The 22,263-nt window shown below is 52.8% G+C and carries 19 protein-coding genes; 12 read left to right on the top strand and 7 right to left on the bottom strand.

What is annotated here, in order from left to right:
• The first annotated feature begins 13 nt into the window (after nt 1–13).
• The 7 genes from ACH50O_RS18760 (at nt 14) to fdxA (ending at nt 8,092) form a co-directional block, all read left to right on the top strand.
• Complete coding sequence (locus tag ACH50O_RS18760) at nt 14–1,030, top strand: ABC transporter substrate-binding protein (RefSeq protein ID WP_446809271.1); 1,017 nt, start codon at nt 14–16, stop codon at nt 1,028–1,030.
• The gene (locus tag ACH50O_RS18755) at nt 1,027–3,213 is read left to right on the top strand and encodes a putative bifunctional diguanylate cyclase/phosphodiesterase (RefSeq protein ID WP_446809270.1); all 2,187 of its coding nucleotides are present in this window, start codon (nt 1,027–1,029) and stop codon (nt 3,211–3,213) included. Before ACH50O_RS18760 ends, ACH50O_RS18755 begins: the two co-directional genes overlap by 4 nt.
• Before the next feature lie 97 nt (nt 3,214–3,310).
• Nucleotides 3,311–3,655, top strand: a complete 345-nt coding sequence (locus ACH50O_RS18750; RefSeq protein WP_446809269.1) for a DUF2069 domain-containing protein — start codon at nt 3,311–3,313, stop codon at nt 3,653–3,655.
• An 11-nt stretch (nt 3,656–3,666) separates the two neighbouring features.
• Nucleotides 3,667–4,359, top strand: coding sequence for a DnaA regulatory inactivator Hda (gene hda, locus ACH50O_RS18745; RefSeq protein WP_446809268.1), 693 nt, complete (start codon nt 3,667–3,669; stop codon nt 4,357–4,359).
• Nucleotides 4,356–5,294, top strand: a complete 939-nt coding sequence (locus tag ACH50O_RS18740) for a ketopantoate reductase family protein (protein ID WP_446809267.1) — start codon at nt 4,356–4,358, stop codon at nt 5,292–5,294. The genes hda and ACH50O_RS18740 overlap by 4 nt, the downstream gene beginning before the upstream one ends.
• Before the next feature lie 219 nt (nt 5,295–5,513).
• The gene (gene fusA / locus ACH50O_RS18735) at nt 5,514–7,619 is read left to right on the top strand and encodes an elongation factor G (protein ID WP_446809266.1); all 2,106 of its coding nucleotides are present in this window, start codon (nt 5,514–5,516) and stop codon (nt 7,617–7,619) included.
• 149 nt (nt 7,620–7,768) lie between these two features.
• Complete coding sequence (gene fdxA / locus ACH50O_RS18730) at nt 7,769–8,092, top strand: ferredoxin FdxA (protein ID WP_033158287.1); 324 nt, start codon at nt 7,769–7,771, stop codon at nt 8,090–8,092.
• 444 nt (nt 8,093–8,536) lie between these two features.
• Here the strand turns inward: fdxA and ACH50O_RS18725 are convergent, their stop codons facing one another.
• From ACH50O_RS18725 to ACH50O_RS18700, 6 genes are all read right to left on the bottom strand, one after another.
• A complete protein-coding gene (locus ACH50O_RS18725; RefSeq protein ID WP_446809265.1) occupies nt 8,537–9,250 on the bottom strand; it encodes a DUF3240 family protein in 714 nt (237 codons plus the stop codon).
• A 98-nt stretch (nt 9,251–9,348) separates the two neighbouring features.
• The gene (locus ACH50O_RS18720; RefSeq protein WP_446809264.1) at nt 9,349–9,654 is read right to left on the bottom strand and encodes a DUF3240 family protein; all 306 of its coding nucleotides are present in this window, start codon (nt 9,652–9,654) and stop codon (nt 9,349–9,351) included.
• Complete coding sequence (locus ACH50O_RS18715; protein WP_446809263.1) at nt 9,654–12,713, bottom strand: efflux RND transporter permease subunit; 3,060 nt, start codon at nt 12,711–12,713, stop codon at nt 9,654–9,656. The genes ACH50O_RS18720 and ACH50O_RS18715 overlap by 1 nt, the downstream gene beginning before the upstream one ends.
• Nucleotides 12,713–13,804 (bottom strand): efflux RND transporter periplasmic adaptor subunit, encoded by a 1,092-nt coding sequence (locus ACH50O_RS18710; protein ID WP_446809262.1) that lies wholly within the window; start codon nt 13,802–13,804, stop codon nt 12,713–12,715. The genes ACH50O_RS18715 and ACH50O_RS18710 overlap by 1 nt, the downstream gene beginning before the upstream one ends.
• Complete coding sequence (locus ACH50O_RS18705) at nt 13,801–15,111, bottom strand: TolC family protein (protein ID WP_446809261.1); 1,311 nt, start codon at nt 15,109–15,111, stop codon at nt 13,801–13,803. The genes ACH50O_RS18710 and ACH50O_RS18705 overlap by 4 nt, the downstream gene beginning before the upstream one ends.
• Before the next feature lie 130 nt (nt 15,112–15,241).
• Nucleotides 15,242–15,634, bottom strand: a complete 393-nt coding sequence (locus ACH50O_RS18700) for a hypothetical protein (RefSeq protein ID WP_446809260.1) — start codon at nt 15,632–15,634, stop codon at nt 15,242–15,244.
• 139 nt (nt 15,635–15,773) lie between these two features.
• Here ACH50O_RS18700 and ACH50O_RS18695 point away from each other — a divergent pair, with 139 nt between their 5' ends.
• The 5 genes from ACH50O_RS18695 to ACH50O_RS18675 all read left to right on the top strand — a co-directional run bounded on the left by ACH50O_RS18695 (nt 15,774) and on the right by ACH50O_RS18675 (nt 21,558).
• Complete coding sequence (locus ACH50O_RS18695; protein ID WP_446809259.1) at nt 15,774–16,745, top strand: Tim44 domain-containing protein; 972 nt, start codon at nt 15,774–15,776, stop codon at nt 16,743–16,745.
• Between the two features lie 7 nt (nt 16,746–16,752).
• On the top strand, nt 16,753–17,370 hold the full coding sequence (locus ACH50O_RS18690; RefSeq protein ID WP_446809258.1) for a class I SAM-dependent methyltransferase: 618 nt from the start codon (nt 16,753–16,755) through the stop codon (nt 17,368–17,370).
• Between the two features lie 97 nt (nt 17,371–17,467).
• On the top strand, nt 17,468–19,456 hold the full coding sequence (locus ACH50O_RS18685) for a TonB-dependent receptor plug domain-containing protein (RefSeq protein WP_446809257.1): 1,989 nt from the start codon (nt 17,468–17,470) through the stop codon (nt 19,454–19,456).
• Nucleotides 19,457–20,026, top strand: a complete 570-nt coding sequence (locus ACH50O_RS18680) for a YfiR family protein (protein ID WP_446809256.1) — start codon at nt 19,457–19,459, stop codon at nt 20,024–20,026.
• A 2-nt stretch (nt 20,027–20,028) separates the two neighbouring features.
• Nucleotides 20,029–21,558 carry an ATP-binding protein gene (locus ACH50O_RS18675; protein WP_446809255.1) on the top strand — a complete coding sequence of 510 codons (1,530 nt, stop codon included), beginning with the start codon at nt 20,029–20,031 and terminating at the stop codon, nt 21,556–21,558.
• On the opposite strand, the gene phoU is transcribed toward ACH50O_RS18675, so the two are convergent.
• Nucleotides 21,542–22,261: a phosphate signaling complex protein PhoU gene (phoU, locus tag ACH50O_RS18670; RefSeq protein WP_446809254.1), complete on the bottom strand. Its 720-nt coding sequence runs from the start codon at nt 22,259–22,261 to the stop codon at nt 21,542–21,544. The genes ACH50O_RS18675 and phoU overlap by 17 nt on opposite strands.
• Nucleotides 22,262–22,263 lie beyond the last annotated feature (2 nt).

Here is a 22,263-nt window from a genome sequence, read left to right as displayed (position 1 = left end):
TCTTGCCGAGCGCATGTCCGCCTCCTCGGGTCAGCTACCCATGCTGCTAGCCTTGTCGATATTAATATGCGTGGCGGCGGGGCACTATCTAATTCCCCGCCGGCGATGCGGCGGGCTATTCGGCCAACTGTGCCTTGGCTTGGCGGCATTCGGACCGGCGACTGCTGCCTTAGCCCTGGATATCCTGGTTTTGCAGAGCCATGACGGCCCGCCTTACCGGCAAACGCTGGAAGGCTTCAAATCCGCATTGAGTCAACGCGGTCTCGCGGCTGATTTTGACGTGCAAACCGTAGACGAATCGGCCTCGACCACTTGGCTGGCGGAACGCTTGACCAAACGGCCGCCGCAATTACTACTTACCCTCGGCACCCCCGCTACGCGCACGTCGCAGGCGTTAAACCGCACTATCCCTGCAGTCTCGGGACTGGTACTGGATAATGAAGAGTTGCATGCCTACCCGAATATGACCGGCGTTGGCCTGGACTTTACGCCCTCGTTGCAATGGCAATGGCTGCGGCGCATATTGCCCGATGCCCGCCATATTGCGGTGATTTACGATCCGCGCCACGGCGTCCGCTTATTTCAGGCCCTGCAGCAGATGGCACGGGCGGAAGGCATGGAACTGATTTCGGCGCCGGCCTCCAGCCCCGAGGATTTGCCGACACTATTAAAACAACTGCCATCGCAACTGGACGCGGTATGGGCCTTGGACGGCGTCACGGCATTTAATGCCGTCGCGGTGCGTGAATTATTGCTGTATTCGTTCCGCAATCGCACGCCGCTGATCGGTTTGTCGGCGCAATGGGTCAGGGCCGGCGCCATTTACGCGCTGGATTGGGACTATACCGATCTGGGGATGCAAGCCGGCGAGCTGGCCTGGGCAATACTCGGCAAGGGATCTAGCCCGGCCGCTTTACCGCCGCAAACGCCGCGCAAAGTCAGACCGGTATTCAATAATAAAACCGCCGAACACATGAAACTGGCCTTCCCGGAACTCTGGCAAGCGGAGATTGCCGAGGTGGTGCAGTGAAATTTAAGCTAACGTTCAGCATGGCGACTCGCTTCAATTTATTGAATGTGGCATTGGTGTTGGTCACCGCGCTCAGTGTCGGCTTTATCGCCACCTATACTCAGCTCACCCGGCAATTCGACGCGCGTCACCAACATAGCCGGGCCTTGGCGGCAATGCTGGCGGAGACCTGCGAATATCCGGTCATCACCGGTCAAAGCATTTTGCTGGAACGCCAATTGGAACGCCTGAAGAAGGTACCTGGGCTAGCCTATGTCATCGTAAGCGACGCCCAGGGCAAGCCTTTGGCGCAAATGTTCACCGATGCGCGCAACAAACAAACGACGGCAACATCGGCCGACAAGCTGCCGGCAAATTTGTGGCAGTGGTGGCACAACCCGCAGCGGCAAAGCATTCTGGAAATAGTCCAACCTATTACCAGTGCCGGTTTTGAAAACGAAGATGCGCTGTTTCTGGATACACCGACCACCAACAAAGTCATCGGCTCCGTGCATTTGGCGATGGATATGAACGACTTCGTCGTGGTAGTGCAACATGCGGTAAAACTAGGCCTGGTGGTGGTTGCGGTAATTCTGCTTATCGGCCTGACCGTTTCGTTGGCTTTGACGGCGCGTATCGCCGCGCCATTGAAGCGGCTGGCCGAAGCCGCCCATAAGCTCACCGAAGGCGATATCCAACCGGTCTCATTGAGCCACAACGGTCCGGAAATCCACGAGCTGGTGCAAGCCTTCAATCTGATGGTTTCCTGGTTGAGTGACTACCGCAAGGAAGTCGAAAATTATCAAGCCATGCTGGAACGGCAGGCGTTTTACGACGACCTAACCGGCCTGGCCAATCGCACGCTGTTACGAGAACATTTGCAACTGGCGCTGACCCAAACCCACCGCCGGCAGAGCTCAATGGCACTTTTATTTCTCGATCTGGACCGCTTTAAATATGTCAACGATACCTTGGGCCATTCCTTCGGCGATCAATTGTTACAAGAAGTCGCTCAGCGGCTGCATAGTCAGATCAGGGTTTGCGACACCGTGGCACGCATGGGCGGCGACGAATTTGTGATGATACTGAACGACTTGAATGCCGACTCCGCCCAAGCCCGACTGGATGCCGGCCAAATAGCCGAACAAATCGGCCGGGAACTGGCCTATCCGTTCGAAATCAGGGGACATGAAATCAGCACCAGCTTCAGTATCGGCATTGCCCTGTGTCCGCACGATGCCGAAGACAGCGAAGCCTTGATTCGTCACGCCGATTGCGCCATGTACGAAGCCAAAACCCAAGGCCGCAATACCCATAGATTCTACGAACCCTCCTTACAACAACGCGACGCGCGCTTGTTGGCACTGGAAACCGGACTGAAGCGGGCGCTGGAGTTGAACGAACTGCACTTGTACTTCCAGCCTAAATACGATTGCCGTAGCGGCCGTCTGGTCGGAGCGGAGGCTTTATTACGCTGGCGGTTCAGGGACAACTGGATATCGCCGATAGAATTCATCCCCTTAGCTGAAGAAACCGGCCTGATTTTGCCGATAGGCGAATGGGTGCTGGAGACCGCGCTTCGTTCCCTGGTACATTGGCAAGCGCTCGGCGTGGTCAATGCCGACTTCCATGTCAGCATTAACGTTGCGCCGCCGCAATTTTGGCACCCCGACTTTGCGCGCCGCACGCTGGCCATACTCGATAAATTGATGCCTCACGCGCCGCATGCTTTGGAGTTGGAGCTGACCGAGAGCTGTTTACTGAGGCCCAGTTCGGAAATTCAGCGTAGTTTCTCCACGCTCAGACAGGCGGGTGTGCGTTTTGCCGTCGACGATTTCGGCACCGGTTATTCCAGTCTCAGCTATTTAAAACAATTTCCGCTGGATGTATTGAAAATAGACCAGTCTTTCGTGCGCGATTGTATCGACGACCCGAGCGATGCCACCATTATCAGGGCAATTATCGCCATGGCGCGCGGACTGGGTTTGGAAGTAATAGCCGAAGGCGTGGAAACCCCGGAACATGCGATGTTTCTGAAAAAGGAAGGCTGCTATCTGCTCCAGGGTTATCTGCTCGCCAAGCCCATGCCCACGGACGATTTCGCCGAATTTTGCAAAGGCTTTCAGAACCATTCCATCGCTGCCAACTTTAAGCCGTGGGAACGCGACCTGCAAAGCGTTACGCAGGAAACGCTGAAACCCTAAACCACAAGGCACGGGTAAAAACGGAGCGGCACTATTGCCCGGACTTTGTGATAATAGCCGGGATTAAACTCTCTCACTCCAAGCTTTAGCCGCTCTCATGCAACGAATCTACTATTACTACGCGGCCCTAATCGGCTTTTTCGGCCTGTTTGCTTTACTGATGGCGTGGCACACGCTGTTATCGCCATCGACTAAACTGCCCACCGCCTTGGTTCTGATTATTTCGGTCGGCCCGCTATTATTACCGTTCAAAGGCCTGTTGAACCGCAATCTGAAAAGCTGTACCTGGATGAGTTATTTGAGCCTGCCTTATTTTGCTCATGGCGTCGCCGAAGCCTACGTGAATCAAGTGGAACGACCTTATGCGCTGCTGGAAGTACTGTTCAGCCTATTGTTGTGCTTCGGCGCGGGTTTGTTCGTGTATAAAGCGGAAAAAGCCTGAGCATTTTCGGTATGCAAGTTCCGTTACAGTTCGAGTTTCAGAGCGATCAGACCTTTGCCAGCTTTTTCCCCGGCAATAACGCCGAAATCGTCGCGCAGATACAAACTTTGGCCACGAACGGCGGCGAGCAGCAAATTTTTATCTGGGGCGATGCCGGTAGCGGTAAGAGTCATTTATTGCAGGCCTGTTGCCAGCAAGCCAAATTAGCCGGGAAAGACCCGTTCTATTTCGCGTTTACCGCTGACAAATTGCCGGCGCCGGCCATGCTGGAAGGCCTGGAAGACATGGAACTGGTCTGCTTCGACGACATTCAGATGCTTGCCGGCCATGACGATTGGGAACGCGCGCTGTTCGCTTTTTATAATAGCCATCGGCAGAGCAATCATAAATTGCTGCTGGCCGCCGATTGCCCGCCGAAATTTTTAAGCTTTGCCTTACCCGATCTGAAAACTCGGATGGCCTGGGGACTGACGCTAAAAATTCAGCCCCTGCGCGACGATCAGTTAATCGAAGCGCTGACCTATAAAGCGCATTTTCTGGGCTTCGATATTCCGCCGGCGGTAGGGCGGTTTTTGTTAAATCATTATGTGCACGATTTAGCTGCTCTATGGCTGCTCCTGGAAAAAATCGACCGCGCCACCCTGGCCGCGCAACGCAAACTATCCATTCCGTTTTTAAAGCAGATTCTGGCTGACGAAACATGAACAACAAGGTATTGATCGTTGGTGCCGGTGCCATCGGCGGGTTTTATGGCGGATTGCTGGCCAAGGCCGGCACCGATGTCTCGGTGGTATGCCGTTCGGATTACGACATTGTTAAACGCCAGGGATATCGTATCGATAGCCATGTTCTGGGTGGTTGGCAATTCATGCCTAGCCAAGTATTGCGCAGTGCCGCCGACTACAACGGTCAAGCCGATTATCTGATTTTATGCAGCAAGGTAACAGCCGACATCGACCGGGTTGCACTGATACGCGATGCGGTGGCGCCACACACGGCGATTGTGCTGATCCAAAATGGTGTCGAGATTGAACAGGAACTGCAGCACGCCTTTCCTGGCAACCTGTTAATTAGCGGCCTGGCGTTTATCTGCTGTAACCGGCTTGCTCCGGGCGAGATTAGCCACTTGGCTTACGGCAAGTTGATCCTGGGTAATCTGTCGGGCAAACCTGAGCCGAAAACACCGTATTTGCGCGATTTATTCCAGCGGGCCGGCATCGAATGTGTGATCAGTGAAGATATTGTCGCCAGCCGCTGGCAGAAATGCGTCTGGAATGCGCCGTTCAATCCTTTGTCGGTGCTGTCCGGCGGACTGGCAACTCAGGCGATATTGCAGAATCAGGAAAATTTTGTTCGCCGCATCATGCGGGAAGTCTGTAGTATTGCCGAAGCTTGCGGCCATCCTCTGCCGGCCGATATTGTCGAAAGTCATATTGCGCTGACGCGCGACATGCCGCCCTACAAAACCAGCATGCTGCTGGATTTCGAACGCGGACATACCATGGAAACCGAGGCCATTCTCGGTAATGCGGTGCGCGCTGCCCAGCGGCAAGGTGTAGACTGCCCCTGTCTGCAATCGCTTTACGTATTGATGCAACTTCGGGAGTTGCAACTCCGTTCCACTAGCCCGCTTAAATAAATCACACAATTGACATTCTGCTTTTTTTGGTTTTTCGGTTAGAATGTGAAGATTTTCATTGACCTTGTCTTTGAAGAAGCCGTGTGAATTTCGCCTCAGACCTTGCAAAGCGAAGACCGGCCGCATACTTCGCTAGGCTAGCAGCTATGTGATCCACAACCAACCGTGGCAATGGTGCTGGGGTTTAAAAGTTTTTATGTCCATTTTTAGAGTATAACCATGACTGATCTATCGCTTTACAGAAACATCGGCATCTTCGCTCACGTCGATGCCGGTAAAACCACTACCACCGAGCGGATTTTGAAACTGACCGGAAAAATCCACAAAATCGGCGAAGTGCACGATGGCGCGGCGACGACAGACTTCATGGTGCAAGAGCAAGAACGCGGCATCACCATTCAATCGGCCGCCACCACCTGTTTTTGGCCGGGCAGTACTAACCAATTCAAACCGCACCGTTTCAATATCATCGACACCCCTGGGCACGTTGACTTTACTATCGAAGTTTATCGTTCCTTGAAAGTATTGGACGGCGGTGTTGGCGTATTCTGCGGCTCCGGCGGCGTTGAACCGCAATCCGAAACCAACTGGCGTTATGCGAACGACTCCAAAGTCGCTCGCGTCATTTACGTCAACAAACTGGACAGACTGGGAGCCAATTTCTATCGCGTCGTCAAACAAGTCGAAGACGTGTTGGGCGCCAAACCCGTTGTAATGACCTTGCCTATCGGCGAAGAAGAAAACTTTGTCGGCGTGGTCGACTTGCTGACCCGTAAAGCCTGGATTTGGGATAACTCCGGCGACCCATTGAAATACGAAATTCAAGACGTGCCTGCCGACATGGTTGAGCAAGTCGAAGAATGGCGCGCGAAACTGATTGACCAAGTGGCCGATCAAGACGACGACATCATGGAAAAATATTTGGAAGGCGAAGAGCCTACCATCGAAGAAATCAAACGCTGTATCCGTAAAGGCACCATCGCGATGAATTTCTTCCCGACTTTCTGCGGCTCATCTTTCAAAAACAAAGGCGTGCAATTGGTGTTGGATGGCGTTATCGAATACTTGCCTAATCCTACCGAAGTCAATCCGCAACCTGAGACCGACCTGGAAGGCGTTCCAACCGGCGAACACGCGATTGTCGATGCCGATCGTCCGTTGCGCGCATTGGTATTCAAAATCATGGACGACCGTTTCGGCGCCTTGAACTTCGTACGTATCTACTCCGGCCGCATCAAAAAAGGCGATACCTTGCTGAACACTTTTACCGGCAAAACCGAGCGTATCGGCCGTATGGTGGAAATGCACGCCGACGACCGTAACGAGATCGAAACCGCGCAAGCTGGCGACATCGTGGCCTTGATCGGTTTGAAAAACGTACAAACCGGCCATACCCTGTGCGACCCGGACCAACCTGCGACTCTGGAACCGATGGTATTCCCGGATCCTGTTATCTCAATTGCGATTTCGCCAAAAGACAAAGGCAGCAACGAGAAAATGGGTATAGCGATCGGCAAGATGGTGCAAGAAGATCCATCGTTCCGCGTCGAAACCGACCAAGAAAGCGGCGAAACCATCATCAAAGGGATGGGCGAGTTGCATCTGGACATCAAAGTCGACATTTTGCGCCGTACCCATGGGGTAGACGTGAACGTGGGTAAACCACAGGTGGCTTACCGCGAAACCATTACCCAACGTATCGAAGATAGCTACACCCACAAAAAGCAATCGGGCGGTTCCGGCCAATACGCGAAAATCGATTATGTGATCGAGCCAGGCGAGCCAGGCAGCGGTTTCATATTCGAATCACAAGTTACCGGCGGTAACGTGCCTCGCGAATACTGGCCTGCCGTTGAAAAAGGCTTTAAAGCCAGTATCGACAAAGGTGTGTTGGCAGGCTTCCCTTGCTTGGACTTCAAAGTCATCCTGACCGACGGTGCTTTCCACGCAGTTGACTCCTCGTCCATCGCTTTCGAAATCGCCGCCCGTGCCGCGTACCGTCAATCGATCCCAAAAGGTAACCCGCAATTACTGGAACCGATCATGAAAGTTGACGTATTCACACCGGATGCGCACGTCGGTGACGTGATCGGCGACTTGAACCGTCGCCGCGGCATGATCAAATCACAAGATGCAGGTGTTACCGGTGTACGTATCAAAGCCGACGTGCCGCTGAGCGATATGTTCGGTTACATCGGTGATTTGCGTACCATGACTTCCGGTCGCGGCCAGTTCTCCATGGAGTTCTCGCACTACACCGCTTGCCCACGTAACGTCGCGGAAGAAGTGATCAAAGAAGTTAAGGAACGTAACAAAGACAAATAAGCGGCATCCGGGCTGACCTTGTTGAGCCCTTACTCTGCTTAGTATTGCCGATCAGCCACCTGCCGCGTTTAGCGGCAGGTGCATTTTTAACCATAAAGCTTCCGCAATGCACGGCAGCTTGTTCATTTACCTAACCTTGGAAGAACAATATGGCTTTTGTAATCACCGAAAACTGCATCAAATGCAAATTTACCGACTGTGTTGATGTTTGCCCAGTCGATTGCTTTCATGAAGGTCCAAATTTTCTGGTTATAGACCCCGACGAATGTATCGATTGCACCTTGTGCGAGCCCGAATGCCCCGCCAACGCCATCCACGCCGAAGACGAATTGCCTGAGGGTCAAGAACACTTCGCGGCTCTGAACGCGGAACTGGCTAAACAGTGGCCTATCATCACCGAAGTGAAAGACTCGTTACCGGATGCCGACGAATGGAACGGCAAACCGGGCAAGTTTGCGTTACTGGAAAAGTAAAGCGCCACTTCCCGCACTGTACTATCCGGACCGGCACCTTAAACATTTGGCGCCGGTCTTTTTACTCGCTTTACCCGCGCTATCACTCCCCGCCATCGGCCATACAGATCGCAATCCGTATTCGCTATCCTTCAGAATTCCAAATTCTTGGTGATAAAAAGCCTAGGCAAAACAATTCATTCACACCGACGACCTTAAAACCTGGCACGTTAAATTTGGCTTTTGGCTGATTGGCTCCGTTGCTACACTTTGATGTGCAGTATATGAACGGCTTTATTTCAATCACGGCATCTGCGGTTCCGCTCCCCACGATTCGATCTGCTTATTTACGCCGTTGGCGGTGCCGGATAACCCCTGCCAACAATTACGTCTAAAACCGTCCTGCAAATAAAAAGGCGTTAAACCGGCATGCGGTTTAACGCCTTTTTAGTAAATACCAAAAAATCAAATCTCGCCTTTCTCAACCACTGGCATAATCCAATAATGAATACCCGACCCGGCAAACTCGGCCTTCAATTTTTCCAGCAAGGCGGAAATAGCCATCTTTTCGGCATAAATCTGAAACCGGGCGGTTTGCTGTTCGGCATCGTCGGCTTCAGTGAGAAACTTGGTAATCTTGTGCTCGCCGGTATCGCTGGTAAGCAATTCTTCCTCAAAACTGTTCAAGCACTCCATCATTGCAACTTCCATGACCGGCGGTACGATGAACGAAATCGAGAACTGTTGATGGTGAACGGTTTTGAAAAAATCGTCTTCGCTGTTGAAGCGATCGGATGCATTTTTGATCACTTGCAAATATTTACCGCGACGGCGGTCGCCTTTGCGTTTTTCCATCACGTCGGGCGCGACAGGCGTTTGGTTTTGCCTGGGATCGTTGTACCAGCTACGGTGGTAATAAGGTCTGACAACCACCATTCTGCCGTTGAAACGGCGATTTTTTAAGCCTTTTACCACTCTTTGCACTGAAAGCTCGGAATCCAGCGTCACCACGCCGTGGTATTCGATCGTCCCTATCCGCGTATCTTGTAAAGCCAGAATCTCTATATCGACGATGCGCCCGGACTTTCTAAACAAGCCGCTCTTTAATGCAGGGGCTACAAACTCGGAAATTTCAATATGCCTGGTATTAGCAGGAATTCGTCGCAAAAAAATGTTCATAGGGCTATGTATGACAAGAAAAATAGCTCATTCAATAATGTTTAACCGCTGTTTGCCCGAACTGTAGCATTCCCTGTGGAATTCTGCATATTTTATGCTCAGATGATGCCTTGCTCGATGGCCGGCACCAACCAATAACGTAATCCGGAACCGGCAAAATCCGCTTTTAGCTTAGTCAATAATGCGGAAATGTTTGGTTTTTCGACATACATCTGAAAGCGAATTTTCCGTTGATGCCCTGCCACCTGCTCCGCCAGCGACAAGCCCTCATTATTATGATCGTGCACATTGGCCGGAAAACTGGTGAAACCCTGCCGCCACTCCAAGGATAAAAGACAATCGACCAGCGCCTCTTCCAGGCTGGGCGGCACATTTAGCGTCAGTAAAAATGCATCATGACTCATTAACAAAGCTCCGGGTTACGGCCGTATAGCCGGTAGAGTATCGGCAACAAAATTAGCGTTAACAAGGTCGAAGACAGCAATCCGCCGGTGACCACGATAGCCAGCGGCCGCTGAATTTCCGAGCCCGGTCCCGACGCGAACAGCAGTGGGATCAAACCGAACGCGGCGATACTGGCGGTCATCAACACCGGCCGCAGACGCCGGCCGGAACCGATAATCACCACCCGCGATAACTCCATGCCGGTCGCGCACAGCTGATTGAAATAACTCACCATCACCACCCCGTTCAATACCGCGATGCCGAGTAGGGCGATGAAACCGACCGAGGCCGGTACCGACAGATATTCGCCGGACAACCACAGCGCGAACACGCCACCTATCATTGCCAGCGGGATATTGGATAGCACCAGCACCGCCTGCCGCACCGAACCGAAAGTGGAAAACAACAGCAAAAATATCAAGCCCAGCGACAATGGGATCACCAATGACAGCCGTGCCGAAGCGCGTTGCTGATTCTCAAACTGCCCGCCGAACGCGACATGAAAACCACCAGGTAATTTGACGCGTTCGGCCACCGTTTTACGCGCCTCGTCGACAAAACCGACCAGATCGCGGCCTTCCACGTTACAGCGGATCACAACGAAGCGCTGGCCTTTTTCCCGATCGATCGACACCACGCCTTCGACCGCTTGAATTTTCGCGACAGCGGTAATCGGCACATGACCGCCATTGGGCAGGCTAATTTGCAGGTTGTCGAAATTGGCGGTATTGCTGTTCCCGCGCAGCAGCAACGGTGTACGTTTGACGCCTTCCTGCACAATTCCCATCTGCATACCTTCGATTTGAGCCCGCAGCATGGTTTCGATAGTATTGCTATCCAAGCCGAAACGGCCGGCCGCCTCGCGATTTATGCTGAGTTGCAAGAACTGCATACCTTCGTTTTTACGAGTGAACACATCGCTGGAGCCGGGTATAGTCTTCAGCACGGATTCAATTTCTTCGGCTTTATGATTCAGCGTCTCCAGATCCGCACCGAACAGTTTAATCGCGACATCGCCGCGGGTACCGGTCAGCATTTCCGAAACCCGCATTTCGATGGGTTGGGTGAAACCGAAGGCAATACCTGGTGTATGGTCCATGATTTTGCGAATCTCCTCGATCAACTCCTCTTTGGTATCCATACGCCATTCGGATTTGGGCTTAAGGATTAAAAAGGTGTCGGTGTCATTTAGACTCATCGGGTCCAAACCCAATTCGTCGGTGCCGACCCTTGAAACCACGGTTTCCACTTCGGGAATATGCTCAAGAATATTTTTTTGTACGCGGCCGTCCAGCGCCACTGAATCCAGCAAAGTAATCGATGGCAATTTTTCCAGCTGGATGATGATGTCGCCTTCGTCCATGGTCGGCATGAAAGTGCTGCCGATCTGGGTAAATACCGCCAGACTGGCGGCCAGCATCACGCCGGCGCCGATAAAGACTTTCTTGCCGTTCTCCAGACACCAGACCAGGATAGGTTGATACCACTGCAACAATTTGCGCGGCAACCAGGGCTCTTCATGCGATACCTGCTTGAGGAGTAGCGAAGCCAAAACCGGAATCACCGTCAGCGACAATATCAAAGAGCCGCTTAAAGCAAACACGATGGTCATCGCCACCGGCCCGAACAACTTACCTTCCAGGCCCTGCAAGGTCAACAGCGGCAAGAACACGATAATGATGATCAAAATGCCTGAGGTCACCGGCGCGGCGACTTCGCGGGTGGCGCGATAAATCAGATGCAAACGCGGCAGACGCTCGACCTTGTGATGATCGGCCAACTGGGTAATCACGTTTTCCACCACGACCACCGCACCATCTACCAGCATGCCGATCGCGATTGCCAGGCCGCCCAAACTCATCAGATTGGCAGACATACCAAAGGCATACATGAGAATGAAGGTCGCCAGCGCCGCCATCGGCAAGGCCAAGGCCACGGTCAACGCCGCCCGCAAATCGCCTAGGAACAGGATCAGCAACACCACCACCAAGACGATCGCTTCCATTAAGGCCTTGGACACCGTATTGACAGCCTTGCCGACCAACACGCCGCGGTTATAGAACACATTGATATGTACGCCTTCCGGCAAGGCGGGTCGCAATTCCGCTAATTTATTTTCCAGTTGTTCGATAGTCTGTCTGGCGTTGGCGCCACGCAAACTCAACACCACCGCAGTGACCGCTTCGCCTTTGCCATCCTTGCTGACCGCGCCATAGCGAGTCAGTGCTCCGATGCGGACATCGGCGATATCCTCGACTCTAACCGGTAATCCTTGGTGTTGGGCCACCACAATATCCTTAACATCCTGTTCGTTTTTGATGCGGCCTTCGGCACGGACAATCAGCGCTTCCTCGCCTTCGGTGAGCCGACCGGCGCCGTCGTTACGGTTATTGTTTTGCAAGGCTGCCATCAATTGCTGAGTATCGATATTGCGCGCGGCCATCCGGACGTTATTCGGTACCACTTCGAAACTGCGTACCAGCCCGCCCAGCGCGTTGACATCGGCCACGCCGCTCACGGTGCGTAAAGCCGGACGTATCGTCCAATCCAACAACTCGCGACGCTGCATTAAACTTAAATCGCCGCCCTCGATGGCAAACATGAACATCTCGCCCAACGGAGTGGTCAGCGGCGCAATCCCGCCTTGTACTCCTTCCGGTAAACTGCCCCATAAAGTGTTCAAGCGTTCCGCAACCTGCTGTCTGGCCCAATAAATATCGGTACCTTCTTCAAAATCAAGCGTGATGTCGGTAATCGCGTATTTCGCCAACGACCTCAACATGGTTTGGTGCGGAATACCCAATAGCTCAATTTCGATCGGCGCGGTAATCCGCGCTTCCACTTCTTCCGGCGTCATGCCGTTGGCTTTGACGATGATCTTAACCTGGGTGGGCGACACCTCCGGAAAGGCATCGATAGGAATATGTTTAACGGCATAATAACCGCCGCCCATCAACAGCAACACGCCGAGTAAAATCAGCAGGCGCTGGGTCAACGCAAAGCGAATTAACCCGGCCATTACTCAGCCCTTCCCAAACCAAGCCAATTGGCTTTCAAGGCTACAGCACCTTTTGTCGCGATTTGCTCGCTACCGGACAACGGTCCGCTGATCAGCGAATCGGCATCCTGTTTACCAATGACCGACACTTCCGTCACCGCAAATCCCTCTTGGTTACGCACGAACAGATAGGCATGGCCCTCATTTTGCGCAATCGCGGTATTGGGCACGATAAAGCCGGCTTGCGTACTGTTTTGCATGATCTGCACATTAACGTTTTGCCCGACTCTTAAGCCCTCTGCCTTGCCGTCGATCACCGCTCTGGCCAACACCATTTGATTGTCGCGATTGACGCTTTGCCCCAGCAGACTAATTCTGGCGGTTATCTCGCTGCCCTCCAGACGCAGCGAATCGCCGAGCCGAATCCCATTCAAGCGTTCTTGCGGAATATTAATTTCCAGCCAGAGTTCGGATAAATCGGCAATACGATACAGCGGCGCCTGCACGTCCAAACGAGCGCCCAGGCTGATCAGGCGTTCCAGTACCACACCGTCAATCGGCGAGCGAATATTCAATTGATTCTCAAGCTTGCGGGTTTGAGCCAGATTTTTGATTTCGGCAGCCGACATACCGGCCAGCGTTAGCAATTGGCGGGCTTCGTCGGCTTTTGCCGATTTGTTGCTGTGCAGCATCTGGGTTTCCTGCCAACGCCGTTCGGCGATGACGCCTTCCTGAGATAATTTTTGATCCCGGCTCCGCTCCAAAGCGGACAAATTCAGTTCGCTATTAGCCGTCAAAAACGCCTGCTGCAAGCCCACCAACGCCGGACTGTTCAACTGCGCCAATACTTGGCCCTTACGTACATGGTCGCCGATATTGACCAGCAATTCGCTGACCAACCCCGGTTGGCTAGTACTGATCAACACCTCGCGATCGGCGGGCACTACCACTTTGCCGGGCGCGTAGAACAACGGAATCTGCCGGCTGGCGGTCAGTGGCGCAACCGGAATATCCAGATTGGCTATCTGCTGCGGGGAAATGCGAATCTGCATCTCCAGCGCAAACGTGTTCGTAGACTGCGCCAGTAGCAACGCATATATCATCCGCTTCATGGCTGTACACCGACCGCTTGATTATAAAAGGCGATATTGCGCTGCAATTTAACTTCCTGCAGTTTGGCGTTACGAGTCGCCTCCAGGCTGCGGGCCTGGATTTTCAACAAATCCAGCAGATTGATTTCGCCGGCGGAAAAACTGATTTCCGTCATTTTCAGATGGGTTTCGGCGATTTGTTTCAATTCGTTGGCTATGGCCAGCTCCGCCCGCGTCACTTCCAGCGAGTGCTCGGCCTCATGCAGATTTTTCTCCAATTGCCGGTAAAGATGCTCGCGTTGCGCCTTGGCATGGTTCAGCTCTACATTCACCTTCGCGATTTCCGGCGCATTGTAGGCTTCGCCGCCGAACAGCATTACTACGCCGACACCAACACTCTCTATATCTTGACCGTTACGGCCGTCGCGCTGGCTTTTGGCGCCCACGCTCAGTTTGGGCTGATTGATCGGATCGGTGGTTTTAGTCCATTCGATTTCCGCCTGCTTGCGTTCGATGATGGCATTTACCGCTTCCAGCATCGGATGATTGGCGGTCACAGCGGTAATATCGCTTTGCTTTTCCTGATAGCTGCCTGGCACCCGTGACAAGGTGGTCAAACTGGCATAGGCTTTTCGGCTATGCATTACCTCCGCTTCGGCCTGCGTCACCAAAGCCCGATTTTGCAGATATTCCCCCTTGGCCAACAACAAATCGGCGCGCGGTAAATCGCCCAGCTCGACCCGCCGTTCGACTTTATTCATCAGCTGCTCGGAAATCGACAAGGCGTTTTGCGCCTGTTGCAAGCCGATGTTGGCGATTTCCATATTCCACAGCGCCTCGCGAACCAAACGCGTTACTTCCAATTTCACCGCAGCCAATTGCTTTTGCGCGGATAGGCTCGCTTGCTGCGCAACCGCCTGTCCGGCATCGCGCTGCCCCCATTTCCAGGTGGTCACTTCCAACTTTGCCGACGCTTCCCTGGAACCAAAATTATCGGCTATGCGGTCATCGAAATAATCCAAGGCCAAGGCTGTCGATCCCGCCACCCAGGCATCGCTACGTTCCGCCAGCGCATCGGCTTCCTGAGTCAGGGCTTCGTTGATCAAGCGATCCGGGTATTTTTCCAAGGTCAATTCCACCAATTCCGCCAAACTCAGGGCCGGGTCGGTTTCAACCGGATCAATGTGTTCGACAATCAGCTTTTCCGCAACCGGCTTGCGGCTCATCGCGGTCAAGTGTTCGCCGCTGTCGTTTAGTTCGGCAGCACAAGGCGTGCTTGCCAACAGTAAAACAGGTAAACCGTATTTAATATGACGGTATCCGTTCATTTAGCGCTCCAAAACAAAAATTAAACTGGGCATAACTTACTAATAGCCGGCAGACTTTAGTAGTTGTAAGGAATCGGGGGCATGGTTTAGCGTGTAAACCAATTCCGGCCGCGCTAGGCGGCGGCCCCTTTCAGAACGGCGGTGCGCGTGAGGCGTTTTGACTGGGTAATGGTTCCGGCACAAATAAGGATGTGTGCGGAGAAAAATTGACGATACCGATTTGCCGCGCAACGGCAAAAACCGGGACTGCCAGAACAAACAAGAACACAGCAGGGCTGAGCTTATCCAGCAATTGTTGCTGCTTAATCGCCGAGCCGATGTTGACGATGCTGCTTTGCATTTGCAGATCGTGATCGAATGCCATCAAGACCGGCCCATCGCGCTCGATATGCAAAGCTTCGAATTCATGTAAATGCAGACCGCAGGGACTGACATCCGCACCGACGTGGGCATGCATCAGCGGTGCCGCCATTTGCAGCAGCATAAGCAACATCACCAACAATTGACGCAAATATGCAACCATTTATGTTTTCAGAGTGTCTGAGAAGTCTCGTTAATCGGTAGACAGGTTGTATAGGCCGGTACGAAAGGCTATTCTACTTTAAATTAGCGATTTTACCCCGAATATCGGCAAACCCTTACTCACTTGGCATACAAACCCTATGAACAGAAAGATCGGTACCTTGGCAACACTATTCATTGCGCTGGCCTTGCTGCTAGGCAGTGTTCACGAAGCGCAAGCTAAACGCATGGGCGGCGGCAAATCCTTCGGCAGCAAACCCAGCTATAGCACGCCTTTTCAACGTTCAACCTCGCCCAGCGGAGCGAGCAGCCAGCCGGTCCGGTCGGCCGCCCAACAACAAGCCGCGGCGCAAAATCAAACGGCTCGGCAAAGCTGGGCCGGTCGCGGCGGTCTGATGGGCATGCTGGGCGGCTTGGCCTTGGGCGGATTGCTGGGCTCTATGTTCTTCGGCGGTGCGTTTGAAAACTTCAATTTTATGGACATTCTGGTACTCGGCGGCGTCGCCTATTTGCTGTATCGGCTGTTTGCCGCCAGAAGCCGTCAGCAACCGGCCGCACCCGCCGGCTACGGACCGGCCCAACATAAGCAGGCGGAGCCGCAAACTTATTACCGCGAGAATCAACAAGCCGCGCCCGGCACCTCCGGTTTCGATACCGACGTGTTATTCAACAAAGGCAAAGTGGCGGCCTCAAGCAGCGGCGACAGCCAGGCGTCTGCGGGCTTTGACGCAAGCAAACTACCGGCCGGATTCGATCAACATACTTTCTTGACCGGTGCGGAGAACGCCTACCGGCACTTACAAGCGTCTTGGGATAATCGCGACCTGGCCGAGATCCGCGGTTTGACCACCGACAAAGTCTTCGCGGAAATTCAGGAACAATTGCGCACATCAGGCGGCAATAACAAAACCGTAGTGCTAAAACTGAATGCCGAACTGCTCGACGTGCGCGAAGCCGGTTCGGAACTGGAAGCCGTGGTCCTGTTCGACGCGCTGATCAGCGAAGACGATGCGCCGGCCGAAGCAATCAAGGAAGTCTGGCATTTCATCAAACCGATAAACAGCAAACAAACCCGCTGGTTTCTGGATGGCATTCAGCAACTAGAGGCGTAAGTTATACATGACAGCGAACAGCAACCGGATCAGACAACGCTATGACCGGCTGGCGCCTTATTTCGACAGTCTGGAAGGCGTTTTGGAAGGCTTGCTGTTTCGCCGTTTACGTAAAAAACTCTGGGTGCAGGCGGCGGGCGCCCACATTTTGGAAGTCGGTGTAGGTACCGGCAAAAATTTCGCCTTCTATCCGGACGATGCCAGAATGACCGGTATCGATTTCAGTCCAAGAATGCTGGAAATAGCGCAACGCAAACAGCAGCGTAAACAGATTGCTGTCGATCTGACGCTGATGGATGTGCAATCCCTGGATTACGCCGATAACAGTTTCGATACAGTCATCGGCAGTTTCGTGTTCTGTTCGGTCCCCAAGCCCAGAAAAGGCCTGAAAGAGCTGTATCGGGTATGTAAGCCCGGCGGCCAAGTACTGCTGCTGGAACATGTTTTAAGTTCCAACAAAATCCTGGCTACCCTGATGAATTTATTCAACCCGTTGGTTGTGAATACCTTGGGTGCCAATATCAATCGGCAAACCCTAAAGAACGTCCAAGCCTGTCCGTTCCAGAAAATATTTATCGACCCGGCCAGCAGCGACATGATCAAATTGATCCGCGCCATCAAGTAACCCCCCGGCTTTTACCCGACCGACCAAAGAGGTTTTGCTATTTAATCGCGCCCGTCTACAATGAACCCATGCTTAATAGGGTATAGAAACGGGGTTTATGGCAAAACGGCTAAAAAAGGCTGGGAAATATCAGAGCGCAACGCTTTTTTATTTAACCTGCTTGACCGCTGGCGATGTCTATGCGGACGATACGCTGACACACCTAAAAGCCCTGTCCCTGCAAGAACTAAGCGCCACCACGGTCTCCATTGCCACGAAAAACCAGCAACCCATCAACGAGACGCCGTCCGCGGTATTCGTGATCAGTCACGAAGAAATCAGGCGCTCCGGCATGCAATCGATTCCGGAAGTGCTGCGCAAAGTCCCGGGCTTGGAAGTCGCTCGCGTGGATGCCAATCAATGGGCGATCAGTAGCCGAGGTTTCAACGGCATTTATGCCAATAAATTATTGGTGATGGTGGACGGCCGCACCGTTTACGATCCGTTAAACTCCGGGGTGTACTGGAATGAACAGGATTATCCGCTGGAAGACATAGACCGTATCGAGGTGATTCGCGGCCCGGGCGCCACCTTATGGGGCTCCAACGCCGTCAACGGCGTGATTAACATCATTACCCGCTCGTCGCAGGAGTCGCAAGGCCTATTGCTGTCGGGCGGCACCAGCAAGGAAGAACCCGGATTCGGCACCTTTCGTTACGGCGGCGAAATCAATCCTGATTTTCATTACCGGATTTACGGCAAATACAATCATCGCGACGATTTCCATTTCGGCAACGGCGACAAAGCTAACGATCGCCTGGACATGGGACGAGCCGGCTTTCGCAGCGACTGGACACCGGACGCCCGCAAAAACCTGATCGTGCAGGGCGACTATTTCAACGGCGATATGCAACAATCGCTGAGCAACCTGAATCCTATGGCCCCGGTTATCGCCGACAACGCTAAAAAATACGGCGGCAACCTATTGCTGCGCTGGCAGCAAACCCTGGAAAACAACAGCCGCCTGCAAATTCGCAGCTATTTCGATCATGCCGTCAGAAATCAGGTTCGACTGGACTATCGGCGCAGCACCTTCGATCTCGATCTGCAGCATAATTTCCGCCTGCAGGAGCATAATTTGACCTGGGGCGCCGGTTATCGCTTCAACAGCGATCTACTCGAGCAAAAGCAAGCTTTGTTGTATTTCGATCCGGCGCAACGCGATGTGCATTTGTTTAATGTCTTCGGGCAAGACGAATGGCGATTTCTGGACGATAATCTGCGCTTTATTTACGGCAGCAAAGTCGAACACAACGACTTTACCGGTTTTGAAATTCAACCCTCGGCAAGGCTGTTGTGGATGCCCAATCGACAGCATAGCCTGTGGGGAGCGGTATCCCGAGCGGTAAGAGTGCCGGCAAGAGTGGATCACGATCTGAATGTGCTGTTCAACGTCGGCCCCGGAACTAACGCAAATATATTGGGCGACGACAATTTCGACTCGGAAAGCGCAATTACTTACGAACTGGGATATCGCTTTTTCCCCGGCGACGCCTTCAACATCGATACCACGCTGTTTTACAGCGATTACGGCCGACTCAGCACAACCGAGCCGCAAACCCCGATAGTATCCGGACAAAATACCACCATCCCGTTTCTGATTGCCAACAAAGCGAATGGCGAAACCTATGGCTGGGAAACCGCGTTGAACTGGCGGGTTTCGGAGAACTGGCGCATGCAAGGCAGTTACAGCCTGTTTGGGATTGCGCTGCATCGGCGTGATGGCAGTCTGGACAGTGCCGCCGAAATAGCCGAAGGCAATAGCGCGCGGAATCGGTTCAACTTGAGCTCTTACCTGAATCTGCCGTATCAATTGGAATTCGATGCCCACTGGTATTACAGCGATCGGCTTGTTAATCAGGTTAGGGCTTATCACCGCGTGGACTTGCGACTGGGCTGGCAGCCGAATCTGCATTTTGAGTTGGCGGTCGGTGCGCAAAACTTGCTGGACAATCGGCATCTGGAATTCAGTCCCTATCTGGACAACGCCGTGATCAGCAGCGAATTCGAACGCAACTACTACCTTAAAGCCACGGTGCGTTATTAGATGCAGCGCCCTAGCCGGTTAAAAACGGTCTTGGTCAATTCCGGCCATGCTTGGCGGGGTTTGACACTACTGCTATTGTGCTATTCGCTGTGGATACAAGCAGTTAAAGCCGAGGAGCCGCGTTTCAACGAAACGGAACTTAAAGCGGCCTATCTGTATAACTTTGCCTACTTCGTTACCTGGCCGGCGGACATTAGCAAGCATTTTTTATTTTGCAGTTATGCCAACTCGCCGGTGACGCAAATCCTGGCCAAGCTGATCGAAGGCGAACGGGTGCACGATCAACCCATTCAGTTGCTTATAGATCCGGTGCCCGGCCAATTACATGAATGCCAGGTGATTTACGTGCCGGCCCAACAAGAGAGAATACTCGCCGCCACGCTGGAGTTCGTGCATGCGTTGCCGATTCTGACCGTCAGCGATATCGCCGATTTCGAGCAACGCGGCGGTATGATCAGGCTGGCCAACGACGGCCAACGTATTCAACCGGTGATTCAACTGAAAAATGTGACGCAGACCGGGCTGACGATTAGTTCCAAGCTACTGCGAAGCTCACGGATACTGGAATAGCCATGTCGCTTAGTAGCATCTACCAACACGCTTCAATTCGCCGAAAAATTTTGGCCATCGTGCTGCTGACAGCGTTAATCACGGCGGTATTCACGCTAGTGTTTTTTCTGGCAACCGATTATCGGCATCAGAAACAAACATTGCTGGAGCAAAGCCGGGTGTTATCCAAAATACTCGCCAGCAATGTATCGGCGGCGATTGTCTATCAAGACCCCGGCACGGCTAGAGAAATCCTGGCGGCACTAAGGGAAAAAGACGATGTGATCGGCGCCTACATTTTTACCGCCGACTATAGGCTGTTTGCCGACTATCGGAGGCAGTTGCCGCAAAACCAGACCAAGTTAAGCACGGATAAACGGGATGGCGAATTTTGGCGGCAATTTTCCGCAACATTAAACGGCCAAAGCGTTGATCATATTTTTCGTTCCGATTCACTGGATTTGCTGGTTCCCGTCAGAATCGACCAACGACTTATTGGTTACCTAGCCCTGCATTTGTCGCTGGCGGAATTGATATATAACTTCCGTTACACGGCGCTAGAGGCCCTGAGCGCGATGCTGCTGGCGATGCTGATCGCCGTGTTATTGGCTCGCTGGCTGGGTTACAAAATCAGCCGGCCATTGTTGCGCCTTACGTCCAAGATCGAGCAAATCAGCCGGAACAATAGTTTCAACAGCCGGCTCAAGGTGGACACTTTCGACGAAACCGGGACCTTAATTAAAACCTTTAACACCATGCTGGAGCGACTGGAGCAACACGAACTCAACAAAAACGCATTAATCGTCAATTTATCACACGCCAAGTGGGAAGCCGAACGCGCTAGCCAAGCCAAATCGGAGTTTTTGTCGCATATGAGCCATGAACTGCGCACGCCGTTAAATGCGATTATCGGCTTTAGTCAGCTGCTGGAGTCGGATCAGAAGGAACCGTTAGACGAAGATAAAAAAGATTCCGTCAGTCATATCTTAAGCGCTGGCCTGCATCTGCTGGATTTGATCAGCGAATTGCTGGACCTGTCCGCCGTGGAAAGCGGCAAATTGACGGTCTGTATCGACGAGATCGACTGCCAAAGCGTGATTGCGGAAGCCTTGGAACTGATCGGTCATCATGCCAAGGCACAGGGCATCAGCATCCAATGCCGGCTCCCGGAACAGCCGGTTCCGGTCAATGCCGACCGGCTGCGTTTGAAACAATGCGTGCTTAATTTGCTATCCAATGCGGTCAAATATAATCGTCCGCATGGCGAGGTAACAGTATTGGTCGAGCAAAAGGACAATAAAGTCCGTATCGCCGTGAAGGATACCGGTGCGGGTATTGCGGCCGATAAACTTGCGTTGCTTTTTCAGCCCTTTACCCGTTTTCATCAGGATCAGGAAAGCATAGAAGGTACCGGCATAGGCCTATTGATTACCAAACATATGGTCGAGCTGATGGGCGGTTCCCTGGCAGTGAGCAGCCGGATTGATCGGGGTAGCGAATTTACGATTACCCTGAATCCGGCCGAAGCTCAATCGACTAACGAACTGAATTAACCGCGCGTTCCAGTTCTTCTCGGCTAATATGGCGTACGTCCTTACCCTTCACCATATAAATCACCTGTTCACAGACATTGCAGGCGTGGTCGCCTATCCGTTCCAGCGCGCGGGCCGCCCACAACATATCCAGCGCGCGGGTAATATTCCGCGGGTTTTCCATCATTTGCGTAATCAGCTGCCGGGTGATGCTGGTGTATTCCCGATCTACCTTGGCGTCCTGCTCGGTAATCGCGACGACTTCCTCAACATCGTTTCTGGCATACGCATCCAGCGCGCCGTTCAGCATTTCCTTGACCAGATTCAGCAGATGTTCGATTTCGTAATACTTGTCCTGGTAATAATCGGCGCCTTCCAGACGCATGGTCATCTTCGCAATGCGCGCCGCTTCGTCGCCGATGCGTTCCAGGTCGGTGATGATTTTGATGGTCGCGATCAACATCCGTAGATCGTAGGCCGCCGGCTGGCGTTTAGCCATAATTTCGGTGCATTCGTGGTCGATGTCTTTTTCCATTTCATTGACATACCGATCCTGCAGGACCACTTTCTCTGCGTTCTCCAGGTCATTGCTCATGAAAGCCTTGGTCGCCAGATCGACTTGTTGCTCGACCAATCCCCCCATGGTCAGCACTTTGTTACGGATATCTTCCATCTCCTCGTTAAATTGACGGGAAATATGTTGTTTGATTTTGCTGTTATCCATTG

The organism is Methylomonas sp. 2BW1-5-20 (genome assembly GCF_052474515.1).
The sequence above is the reverse complement of the archived record's forward strand: the minus strand, read 5'-3'. Positions and strand labels throughout refer to the sequence as shown.

Bases quoted from the DNA above. Each gene is read 5' to 3' on its own strand.
- ACH50O_RS18760 (WP_446809271.1), top strand. From the start codon at position 14: ATGTCCGCCTCCTCGGGTCAGCTACCCATGCTGCTAGCCTTGTCGATA.
- ACH50O_RS18750 (WP_446809269.1), top strand. From the start codon at position 3,311: ATGCAACGAATCTACTATTACTACGCGGCCCTAATCGGCTTTTTCGGC.
- hda (WP_446809268.1), top strand. From the start codon at position 3,667: ATGCAAGTTCCGTTACAGTTCGAGTTTCAGAGCGATCAGACCTTTGCC.
- ACH50O_RS18740 (WP_446809267.1), top strand. From the start codon at position 4,356: ATGAACAACAAGGTATTGATCGTTGGTGCCGGTGCCATCGGCGGGTTT.
- fusA (WP_446809266.1), top strand. From the start codon at position 5,514: ATGACTGATCTATCGCTTTACAGAAACATCGGCATCTTCGCTCACGTC.
- fdxA (WP_033158287.1), top strand. From the start codon at position 7,769: ATGGCTTTTGTAATCACCGAAAACTGCATCAAATGCAAATTTACCGAC.
- ACH50O_RS18725 (WP_446809265.1), bottom strand. From the start codon at position 9,250: ATGAACATTTTTTTGCGACGAATTCCTGCTAATACCAGGCATATTGAA.
- ACH50O_RS18720 (WP_446809264.1), bottom strand. From the start codon at position 9,654: ATGAGTCATGATGCATTTTTACTGACGCTAAATGTGCCGCCCAGCCTG.
- ACH50O_RS18715 (WP_446809263.1), bottom strand. From the start codon at position 12,713: ATGGCCGGGTTAATTCGCTTTGCGTTGACCCAGCGCCTGCTGATTTTA.
- ACH50O_RS18710 (WP_446809262.1), bottom strand. From the start codon at position 13,804: ATGAAGCGGATGATATATGCGTTGCTACTGGCGCAGTCTACGAACACG.
- ACH50O_RS18705 (WP_446809261.1), bottom strand. From the start codon at position 15,111: ATGAACGGATACCGTCATATTAAATACGGTTTACCTGTTTTACTGTTG.
- ACH50O_RS18700 (WP_446809260.1), bottom strand. From the start codon at position 15,634: ATGGTTGCATATTTGCGTCAATTGTTGGTGATGTTGCTTATGCTGCTG.
- ACH50O_RS18695 (WP_446809259.1), top strand. From the start codon at position 15,774: ATGAACAGAAAGATCGGTACCTTGGCAACACTATTCATTGCGCTGGCC.
- ACH50O_RS18690 (WP_446809258.1), top strand. From the start codon at position 16,753: ATGACAGCGAACAGCAACCGGATCAGACAACGCTATGACCGGCTGGCG.
- ACH50O_RS18685 (WP_446809257.1), top strand. From the start codon at position 17,468: ATGGCAAAACGGCTAAAAAAGGCTGGGAAATATCAGAGCGCAACGCTT.
- ACH50O_RS18680 (WP_446809256.1), top strand. From the start codon at position 19,457: ATGCAGCGCCCTAGCCGGTTAAAAACGGTCTTGGTCAATTCCGGCCAT.
- ACH50O_RS18675 (WP_446809255.1), top strand. From the start codon at position 20,029: ATGTCGCTTAGTAGCATCTACCAACACGCTTCAATTCGCCGAAAAATT.
- phoU (WP_446809254.1), bottom strand. From the start codon at position 22,261: ATGGATAACAGCAAAATCAAACAACATATTTCCCGTCAATTTAACGAG.